This window comes from Cellulosilyticum ruminicola JCM 14822, assembly GCF_001311925.1.
GTDB classification, from domain to species: domain Bacteria; phylum Bacillota; class Clostridia; order Lachnospirales; family Cellulosilyticaceae; genus Cellulosilyticum; species Cellulosilyticum ruminicola.
Window position 1 is genome coordinate 1 of sequence record NZ_BBCG01000085.1, and the last position, 9195, is coordinate 9195.

Here is a 9195-nt window from a genome sequence, read left to right on the forward strand (position 1 = left end):
AATACACAAAATTATTTATAGACCCAAGAATTGGAAAATTGTTGATTAATAATATTACATAACACTTTATACTTCATCATATTTTGCTCATAGACATCTTGGATAGAACATCCAGCAACAATATAATTAACAGTTAAATCCGCCTTATATGCCTCACTTTGTTTTTTCCAGCTTTGTTTTAAATGATATTGTGCTCTTTTTCTCTTAACCTTTTTCTCCATAACGCTTTTTATAGCATTAAGTACTCTTGAATTTTTTCTAGAATATATACTAATATCTATATTTTCTTGCTCTAATAATCGTTCTGCCATTTGTCTTAATTTATCTTGTATAAATACTGCTTGACTTTCTTTAATTAACTTATAATTATATATTCCACAAAAAACTTCTTGAAGTACACTTTCTTCTGATAAGTTTGCCAATAATCTAAGTAATACATATCTATTAGGATATCTCACTAAATCTATTTTATATTCACTTATCAAGATATTTATCATTTCTTTTAAAGGTGATATATATATCTTGTTTTAAGATTTCTTCTAGTATTTGTATAATATGTATCAAACTTTTCTCTATTTCTAATTCTCTTTCTTTCATATAAATAACAAATTTAGTTATACCTTTATCACACATTTTACAGTAGCACTTTATATCTTCTCTTCCCTCTTGATAAAGACTATAATTAATTAATCTTCCTAATAAGGTCATATATCCAATATCTTCATAGCTTAAGCTCGTGATATCAATATATAATCTAACTACTGCACTATCTGATTTCACATCATATAAATAATATCTAATGTTATCTATTATTTGCTTTTCTCCTGTAAAAGAATTTTCCAGCTTTCTTTCCACCGCTTTTTTATCATCTTTTTTTATCCTAAAATCACTTAAATCAATTGCTTTCTTTGTATATACATATTCATTAACATTTCCATTTTTAATGGCTTGCTTTATTATGTTACTATAATCAACTTCAATATCTTGAGGATATATCTGTACCTTAGATATTTTACTATCATCAATTAATGCATGACCTAGCTCTTCAAAAAACTCTCTACGATTTATCTCATATGATTCATCAATATAGCTGAATATCTCTAGTCCATTTGCAAATGCTTCCATTATATATTTTGCTAGATTAAGTCCATTAACGTGTTTGTTAGTATATATTTCTGCTTTAACAAAATTTTCAACTTCCATTTTTTGAATGCTCTCAAATACTTGCTTCATTGCTTGACTACACAACTGATAAAATAGTTCCTTTGCTGACTGCTCTGTATTACATAATACTAATGTTAAATAGGGTGTATATACAGTATTTTTAAAAGCAACTTTGACGCAGCCCTTCATGCCTAATTCCTTAATTAAACTTGTTAATATTCCATTATATTCATTACATAATAATGCTGTTATATTTTCATACACATTGTATGACCATTGATTCATTGGAACAGGTATCCTATAATTCTGAGAAAAAAAGTACCCCCTTTCCTCTTGCTTGTGACTGCTATAAGTAATACTACTCTCTTTAATCACTTTACTATCTTTTAAAATACTCGGTTCACTATTTCTACTTTTAATATTGATAAAAAAATTCGCTATTAACTCTTCCACTACTTCTAAACTATGATATGCATGTATATAAATACATGAATTTGATGGTATATAGTACTTATTATGATACTCTATCGTCTCATCATAGCTTAACTGTACAATTTTTTCTGCTATTCCGCCAGCTACATTTTCATATATTGATCCACTATTAAACGTCTTTGGAATATAATTAATTAACTTATATAAAGGCATATTGTATGTTTCTTTTATCTCTTGGAATACAACACCCCTTATTATATAATCCTCATCCTTATCTATACGCCATGCCTCTCTTAAAAAATATTTTTTCTTGTTTTAAAAGTTGGCTTATACATCTCTTTTAACAAATCCGATATTATATCTATATTTTCCTTGGCAACTACATACTCAAAACTCGTTCTATTTTGCATGGTTCGTGCATACTGCTTCTTAAAAAAATGCTTAAAGACTTCACTTTGTATACAATGTTCTATTACATGAGTAACTCCCTTATTATTTATTGCAGGTGTTTTTATTGTTATATTTATGTCTATATAATCAGGGTATTCTTTATCATCTATGTATATAAGTTTAAGTCCCGTGCTATGCCTAAGTTCATATGCTTCACACTCTATCTCTTTAATCCATTTTTTTCTCTACTAACCCATCCCATAGTATACCCCTCTATCAAATTATTTTGTCTTGAATATACCTTTTTTATTTAAAGCAAAAAATAAAATCATTATGGTTACAACTAATACTATGATATTTAGCCCATAATATTTAAAACTCCTTACTAAATACTGTGATATTTCAATATCATAATATTCTGCTGGACTATAGAAAGTGGTAATTGGAAATCTTATTACTTTCCCTAGTATCTCAATCTTAATAGTTATATAATTAGAGATTGTTAATAATATCACTGAAATTGCACAACTAAAAACAGTATTTTTTACAAGTACAGAAATAATAGCTGAAACAATACAGTAGAACAAACATATTGTAATAATATGATTCACATAAATAATACATCTAAGAATCGAATCTATAATGCTCTTATCAAATGCAAATTGTCTTATATCACAAAATATAAAGCCTACTATTAAAGTAACTATTATACTTATTCCTATCATCTTTATATAATAAATCATACTTGCACAAATCTTACTTAATACTAACCATTTTTTTTGCACAGGACGAATAACTACATACGTCATAGTATTTTCTTCTATTTCTTTTGCGAACAATAATGCCGAAAATGCTGCTCCCGGAATAACTAATGGCAAATAATTAAGTCCCGCTAATACCTTAAATATCAGTTTAAATATATCTAACTTATCATATACCATTAAAAATACAGCAAACATAGCTATTAAATAAACTATTACCATAGCTAGACACCACTGATATATTCTAGATTTTTTTAATTTCTCCTGCTCAATTTTGATATATTTCATATGCATTATTCCTCCACTATATTAAAGAAATAATCTTCTAATGTTAATTTAACAGGTGCATAACTTGTTACCTTTATCCCCTCATTTATAAGTTTAATAAGTAACTCTTCTGGTTTTATAGTACTATTAAATCTTATCTTCCTTTCAAAAGCATTTTCTAATATTTCTACTGCACTAATCTTTTCTAATACTTCATCTAATCTATCATAATTAGTAGCTTCTATTTTATACATGTTGCTCTTACCAATTAATTCTTGTGTGATACCAGAAGCAACTTCTTTCCCTTTATTAATAATCAATATCTTATTACACAGATGTTCTAGTTCTGCTAAAATATGACTAGATATTAATATCGTTGTCCCCTGCTTACTTAATTCAAATATTATATTTCGTATCTCCTTTATCCATTTAGGATCTAATCCATTAATTGGTTCGTCTAAGATCAATAGCCTTGGATTATTAATGAGTGCTTGTGCTATTCCTAGACGTTGCTTCATCCCTAAAGAAAACTCTCTAACCCTAATATTTTCTTTTTCAAATAATCCAACTAGATCTAAAACCTCTTTAATCCTTTCCTTTGTTACGCCACCTGAATATTGTCCAAATATCTCTAGATTTTCCTTAGCTGTCATATAACTATAAAAACTAGGTCCTTCAACTAATGCTCCTACTTGAGCTATTATATCTTTAAAATTTGTCCTTATATCTTTTCCACTAATATACACTTTTCCTTTATCTGGCGTTAATAGTCCTAATAACATTTTTATTGTTGTTGTTTTTCCTGCACCATTAGGTCCTATAAATCCAAATATATCACCTTCATTAGCGCTAAAGCTAATGCTATCTACTATCTTATTTTTACCAAACGACTTACTAATGTGGTCTACTTTCAAAATTTCACTTTTCATAGCTTTCCCTCTAATAAACATATTATTTTATACACGTTTTGTATGTATATATAAACGTATAGCATTTTCTATTAATATTTTTTTGAATCTACAATTCACTTCTGAGAGTCCTTTAATATCACAAGCTCCACCACATAAACGTTTTGCCCAACACTCTTGACAAATTGCTAAGTTATTTTTATTCTCTTTTATAATATTTAGTTTAATTCCATCTGCTATATTCCCTATACAATACTCATGATTACCAATCGTCCTAAGACAATGATAAATATCTCCTGCCGGATTACATATTACTCTATTTAAACTATATAAAAAGCACTTATGTCTAACTTTTCGATTTACCAACCTTTGGATTATAAAGATCAAATTACTAATCACATCATTTTCTGCTACTGAATTTATCTTATTTTCATACATCAAGTCAGCTATATGCTTTAATTGTATTTCAAAGATGTCTAGATCTTCTTGAGTTATGGCTAAGCTATATCTTCAGTTTCTACTAAGTCTATATATATACAATGCAATCCTAACTTCCATAAATATCTTACATTTTCCTCAAAAGCCTGTATTGTTGGTTTTGTTAACGTCATTCGTGCAGTTACATTTGTATATTGATTAATTAATTTTTTGATATTGTTAACAACTATTTCAAAACTTGCTGCACCATTATTAAATTTTCGATTTAAGTCATATGACTGCTGATCACCATCTATACTTACAGTAACACTTATATTGTTCTTTTTAATAATGTCTATTATATTATCATCTAAAAGGGTACAGTTTGTAGTTAGTAAATAATGTGGTTTCAAATTTAACAACTTACACTTCTCATTAATATAATTTATAGCAAAAATAAAAACTGATTTATTTAATAAAGGTTCCCCGCCAAACAAATCAATTTCTACCTTTCTTACGTCACTTCTTAGTGAATTAAAGAAAAAATCTATAGTTTCTTTTGCTGTTTGTTCATCCATTATAGATTCTTTATCATATACCCTTGATGTGCATAACAATACTCGCATTTCATATTACACTTTTGAGTAAGTAATAAGCATAATTTCTCTGCAATATGCTTATTGTTCCAATCCTCTTGGGATATAGGCATTACTTTATTTACTGTGCTTTCCATATAATTAGATGATAATTTAAATCTATTAAGTACTGTTTCTTCTAATTGCATCAAAATACTTTTTGCATCAATATCCTGATCTTCAAACGCATTATTAATATTATCTATCGTATATCCTTCATTTATTTTATCAATCACCTGATTTATATTACTATCTGAATCAAAAATAATGCCCGTATCCGCATCATAAAATTTATCATCTATTGTATAAAATCTATTAATACGCATATTTACCCCCAATCATAAAGCTCATCATACTTTTGAAAACCTTTTAATTTTAATTTAGCGTAAATCCGCAAACTCTCAGTGGCAAGAATCTTTATCCTATTGCACCACTCCTCATTAGGGGTATTAATATCTCCCTTAAATGATTCATTTTCATATGCACAACCATCCTTACAAAGCAATTGTCCCCAGCACTTTGTACACTTATCAATATGACTTTTCTCCATAGTTCCTTCTAATAATTCTAGATTCTTGTCATCTATATTTCCTAACTTATACTTATTATTTCCTACTGCCTTATAGCATCTATAGCTATCTCCAGATGGAGAAAATGTGAATACACCATTAGTAAATAATCCACAATTTATTCTAGGTTTTCTGTTATGTATTGTATTTATAAGATCAATATAATTTAATACCAGTTTACGTGTCCCATTTAAGATATTTTTATATGTCATATCTGCAAGTATTTTCATTTGCTCATGCCACTGCATATAATCTTCATTACTATAAACACCTTCTCCACTAGTACAAAGAGCAATATTCACATAATCTATTCCCATATCCCATAATTTCTGAACTGATTTTACAGTATATGGAATATCCTCTTTAGTCACCACCATATTAGCAATCATCTTATCAAAAGACTCTCTTAATCTATAAATATTTTTCTCAACATCTTTATAGCTACTTTTCCCTGAAATATAAGGTCTATTCCGAGTGTGTATATCCTCTAACCCATCTATACTAACTACAAACTCGAAATCATTTTCCTTAAAAAGTTTTATAATCTTCTCATTCATAATAGTTCCGTTAGTTGTCAACATATATCGCACTCTACCATCTAATGGTTCTATTAATTGATTAATGTAATTCACTGAGAAAAATAAAGTATCTTGATTTATAAGAGGCTCCCCCCCAAAAAAGCTACTGAGAATTTTTTGTCACTCTTATCAATCCTTTGATACCAATAGTCTATGCATTTCTTAGCTGTTTCTTTAGACATAATTCTTCTTTCTTCTCCGTAACTTCCTCCACTCGCATAACAGTACCTACACCTCAGGTTACAATCATGTACTAAGTTAAGCCATAAACTCCCTTTAAAAAAGTTTTCTTTATCTCTCCTTAATTCAGCTTCATAAACTTTATATATTTCGCCTTTTCTACTTAATAATCCTTTGTCATTCCTAATTTTTAATCCTTGGAAAGCTTTTCCTATCACACTTATATCGTACTTATAACTTAGCTTGTCCTCGATTTGTTGTATACTATATGCTATATCTTTTTCTTCATAAATGCTAAGGATATCATAAATTACATTTGATATCTGATGTACAACACCATTTCCTCCATCATAAACAAAGAACGCCCCATCAGCTTTAAAAAGCATATATGGTGCGCATATTCTTAAATAATCGTCTTTCATATTTAACATCTCCAATTCTACTGTTACCCTCATTAATACTTATAATTATTAAAGTCTATATCAATATTATTTTGAATTAAGTAGTCATATAAATATATTTGGAGCTTAGCAATATGCTTTTTCAATTCACATCTTAATCTCTGTTGTTCTTTATTTTCCCAAATCACTTCGTTTAAACATTTTCCCCCGCATAAATATCTAGCCCAACATTCATTACACCCATCTTCTGTCTGCATCTGCTTTATTAATTTATTACTAGCTGCTGTATCTATCCCCTCATAAATAGAACCCATTGCATACTGATTCCACATTAACATATCACAAGGGTATATATTTCCCACTGGGTCAATACAAATTTGCTTTTTTAATACACCACATCTTAATCTATAGTAAGAACGTTCATGTAAACATCCCAAATTCCTCATCAAAGGATGACAACTTGGCATCTTTCTTTCTTTAAGCAAACTAATAATTAATTCACACAGCTCTTCATATTCTATTTTTAGTTTGTCAATATCCTTTTGACTAAATAAAAACATTGGGTCATCCGATTTAACCAAATCAAAGTGAATATGTGCTACACCCATTCTATATAATTGTTCTGCAATTTCTTTAATATTTAAATTAAATGGTGTAATAGTAATATGGAATGCATGTTTTCTTAATTGAGTCTTATACTTCTCATAGTTCATCATTAGCTTCTCATATACACTAAATTCTAATGCCTTAGCTTCTCTCAAAAAATCATTTGTTGATTGATTACAACTATCTAAACTAATCATACATTCCACATTATACTTATTACAAAATTCCACTATTTCATCATCAAACAATGTCCCATTAGTTGTTGTATTAATAAGAAGTCTTTTATTTCTGCTCTGACATTGCTCTGTAGTGTATTGTACAATATACTTAAATATCTCTTTATTTAAAAATGGCTCCCCCCCCTATAATGGTTAATGCTAATTTAGCATTTTCATCTGAATTTGCCATTATAAAGTCTATTGTTTCTTTTGCTACTTCTCTAGTCATCTTTCCAGATTTGTGATGTGTCCCATCCCCCGCAAAACAATACTTACACTTCAAGTTGCATGCATTTATTAAATTAATTTGACAAGACGTTATATTAATAGATTCCTGCCTATCATAGTACACTTTGCGACTATCTTCTAATTTATGCTTAGCATTCATATTTGCATCTAATAATTTCTTAATAATCACAAAATCCTCATCTACACTTTCCCCATCTTTTATTTTTCTTGCTACACGAACTATGTCTTCATCATATTCAAGAATCATTTGGAGATATGGTAGATATAAATACTTCTTAGATTTAATATCTATAATCTTAAACATTTATCTTCTCCCTCTTATGTAGCTAACTTTTAATCTCCTGTTTAGCAAAAATATACATGCCTAATAAAATCAATATAATAGTATATATTGCTAAACATATTAAACGATCATTGCCATTCCCATTCACCAATTCCCTACAAATACAATCTGAATTAAGTGGCAATATACTAGTCAATAGTGTTGTTTTAAGATATTTTACATTGTCTAGTAAATCTAATATTCCTACTATAATAGGCACTGTCAAGATAGGTATAAATTGCTTTTGCGACCATACGCTAATCAATAATGAAAATGCTATTATAAATATACTTGCTATAAATTGCCTACCATAAATCATTTGTACTGCTCGCATGCTTTCATAACTATTTTGATAACTTAAATTATATTTAGTCATATGTATGCCTTCTTTTGATAAAAATACATAGCCAAACATTAAACCCATAATATAAATCAAACAACATATAAGCCCACAATATATTACAGCTGTACTAAACTTACTCATATACAGTTTAAATATACTTATAGGTTTTGCTCTTACTATTTTTAATGTATCACATGATATCTCTAGGCCAAACACATAGCTTGATAAAGCTGCTATAAATGAAATAATAAAAAACTCACCAAACATATTCAGTAATTCAATTTGATATTCAAAAACCGTCATGTGCAAACTAGTACAAGATATACCACATACACACATTAGAATCATGATAACTAAAATACTAATTTTGATAGGTCTAAACTTAAACATCTTTTTTAGCTCTATTAAAAACATATGTCATTATTCCCCTAACTTATATAAGAGAAGTTAAACCAAATTTTCAATCCAGCATAACTTCTCTATTTTTAAAATATATAATACCCTATGTAATTAAAAATTCTTATGTAAAATAATAACTATCTTTTAAATATTACCAAACAAATGGTTTACAAACACCATCACAACCATCGCAGCAGTCTGAACCGCCACAATCAAGAGGGCAAACTTTTACTTCAAAACAAACATCACAAATAAAGTTTTCATCATATTCCATTGATGCATTAATAGGTTTTACTACTTTTTGATTCATAATTATCTCACCTTTCATTGTTTATTTTTACTATTCTAACGAGTTG

Annotated in this window: 13 protein-coding genes; all 13 read right to left on the reverse strand. The window is 28.4% G+C overall.

All coding sequences use genetic code 11. From position 1 onward, the window contains the following. Positions 1 to 11: 11 nt before the first annotated feature. The 13 genes from JCM14822_RS16880 to JCM14822_RS20640 all read right to left on the reverse strand — a co-directional run bounded on the left by JCM14822_RS16880 (position 12) and on the right by JCM14822_RS20640 (position 9149). Positions 12 to 485, reverse strand: a complete 474-nt coding sequence (locus JCM14822_RS16880; RefSeq protein ID WP_157047847.1) for a hypothetical protein — start codon at positions 483 to 485, stop codon at positions 12 to 14. After that, positions 475 to 1809 (reverse strand): insulinase family protein, encoded by a 1335-nt coding sequence (locus tag JCM14822_RS16885; protein WP_054743621.1) that lies wholly within the window; start codon positions 1807 to 1809, stop codon positions 475 to 477. The genes JCM14822_RS16880 and JCM14822_RS16885 overlap by 11 nt, the downstream gene beginning before the upstream one ends. Positions 1810 to 2267: 458 nt before the next feature. Next, the gene (locus tag JCM14822_RS16890) at positions 2268 to 3035 is read right to left on the reverse strand and encodes an ABC transporter permease (RefSeq protein ID WP_172674850.1); all 768 of its coding nucleotides are present in this window, start codon (positions 3033 to 3035) and stop codon (positions 2268 to 2270) included. Between the two features lie 5 nt (positions 3036 to 3040). Continuing rightward, the gene (locus JCM14822_RS16895; protein ID WP_054743625.1) at positions 3041 to 3943 is read right to left on the reverse strand and encodes an ABC transporter ATP-binding protein; all 903 of its coding nucleotides are present in this window, start codon (positions 3941 to 3943) and stop codon (positions 3041 to 3043) included. Positions 3944 to 3970: 27 nt separating this feature from the next. After that, positions 3971 to 4360: an SPASM domain-containing protein gene (locus tag JCM14822_RS16900; protein ID WP_054743628.1), complete on the reverse strand. Its 390-nt coding sequence runs from the start codon at positions 4358 to 4360 to the stop codon at positions 3971 to 3973. A gap of 59 nt (positions 4361 to 4419) precedes the next feature. Further along, positions 4420 to 4917, reverse strand: coding sequence for a radical SAM protein (locus JCM14822_RS16905; protein ID WP_054743630.1), 498 nt, complete (start codon positions 4915 to 4917; stop codon positions 4420 to 4422). Next, entirely contained in the window at positions 4917 to 5300 is a 384-nt protein-coding gene (locus tag JCM14822_RS16910) for a hypothetical protein (RefSeq protein ID WP_054743632.1), read from the reverse strand. The genes JCM14822_RS16905 and JCM14822_RS16910 overlap by 1 nt, the downstream gene beginning before the upstream one ends. A gap of 2 nt (positions 5301 to 5302) precedes the next feature. After that, entirely contained in the window at positions 5303 to 6175 is an 873-nt protein-coding gene (locus tag JCM14822_RS16915; protein ID WP_054743634.1) for a radical SAM protein, read from the reverse strand. Positions 6176 to 6198: 23 nt separating this feature from the next. Then, positions 6199 to 6723 carry a hypothetical protein gene (locus tag JCM14822_RS16920; RefSeq protein ID WP_054743635.1) on the reverse strand — a complete coding sequence of 175 codons (525 nt, stop codon included), beginning with the start codon at positions 6721 to 6723 and terminating at the stop codon, positions 6199 to 6201. A gap of 32 nt (positions 6724 to 6755) precedes the next feature. Next, positions 6756 to 7505 (reverse strand): SPASM domain-containing protein, encoded by a 750-nt coding sequence (locus JCM14822_RS16925; RefSeq protein WP_054743637.1) that lies wholly within the window; start codon positions 7503 to 7505, stop codon positions 6756 to 6758. Between the two features lie 142 nt (positions 7506 to 7647). Continuing rightward, a complete protein-coding gene (locus JCM14822_RS16930; RefSeq protein WP_054743639.1) occupies positions 7648 to 8079 on the reverse strand; it encodes a 4Fe-4S cluster-binding domain-containing protein in 432 nt (143 codons plus the stop codon). Positions 8080 to 8101: 22 nt separating this feature from the next. Then, entirely contained in the window at positions 8102 to 8854 is a 753-nt protein-coding gene (locus JCM14822_RS16935; protein WP_054743641.1) for an ABC-2 family transporter permease, read from the reverse strand. Positions 8855 to 8990: 136 nt separating this feature from the next. Beyond that, positions 8991 to 9149, reverse strand: coding sequence for a hypothetical protein (locus JCM14822_RS20640; RefSeq protein ID WP_157047850.1), 159 nt, complete (start codon positions 9147 to 9149; stop codon positions 8991 to 8993). Between the last annotated feature and the right edge of the window lie 46 nt (positions 9150 to 9195).

Excerpts from the sequence above, each read along its gene's own strand:
- JCM14822_RS16890 (WP_172674850.1), bottom strand. The coding sequence starts at position 3,035 with ATGAAATATATCAAAATTGAGCAGGAGAAATTAAAAAAATCTAGAATA.
- JCM14822_RS16910 (WP_054743632.1), bottom strand. The coding sequence starts at position 5,300 with ATGCGTATTAATAGATTTTATACAATAGATGATAAATTTTATGATGCG.
- JCM14822_RS16925 (WP_054743637.1), bottom strand. The coding sequence starts at position 7,505 with ATGATTAGTTTAGATAGTTGTAATCAATCAACAAATGATTTTTTGAGA.
- JCM14822_RS16895 (WP_054743625.1), bottom strand. The coding sequence starts at position 3,943 with ATGAAAAGTGAAATTTTGAAAGTAGACCACATTAGTAAGTCGTTTGGT.
- JCM14822_RS16930 (WP_054743639.1), bottom strand. The coding sequence starts at position 8,079 with ATGTTTAAGATTATAGATATTAAATCTAAGAAGTATTTATATCTACCA.
- JCM14822_RS16935 (WP_054743641.1), bottom strand. The coding sequence starts at position 8,854 with ATGTTTTTAATAGAGCTAAAAAAGATGTTTAAGTTTAGACCTATCAAA.
- JCM14822_RS20640 (WP_157047850.1), bottom strand. The coding sequence starts at position 9,149 with ATGAATCAAAAAGTAGTAAAACCTATTAATGCATCAATGGAATATGAT.
- JCM14822_RS16905 (WP_054743630.1), bottom strand. The coding sequence starts at position 4,917 with ATGGATGAACAAACAGCAAAAGAAACTATAGATTTTTTCTTTAATTCA.
- JCM14822_RS16900 (WP_054743628.1), bottom strand. The coding sequence starts at position 4,360 with ATGTATGAAAATAAGATAAATTCAGTAGCAGAAAATGATGTGATTAGT.
- JCM14822_RS16920 (WP_054743635.1), bottom strand. The coding sequence starts at position 6,723 with ATGAAAGACGATTATTTAAGAATATGCGCACCATATATGCTTTTTAAA.
- JCM14822_RS16885 (WP_054743621.1), bottom strand. The coding sequence starts at position 1,809 with ATGCCTTTATATAAGTTAATTAATTATATTCCAAAGACGTTTAATAGT.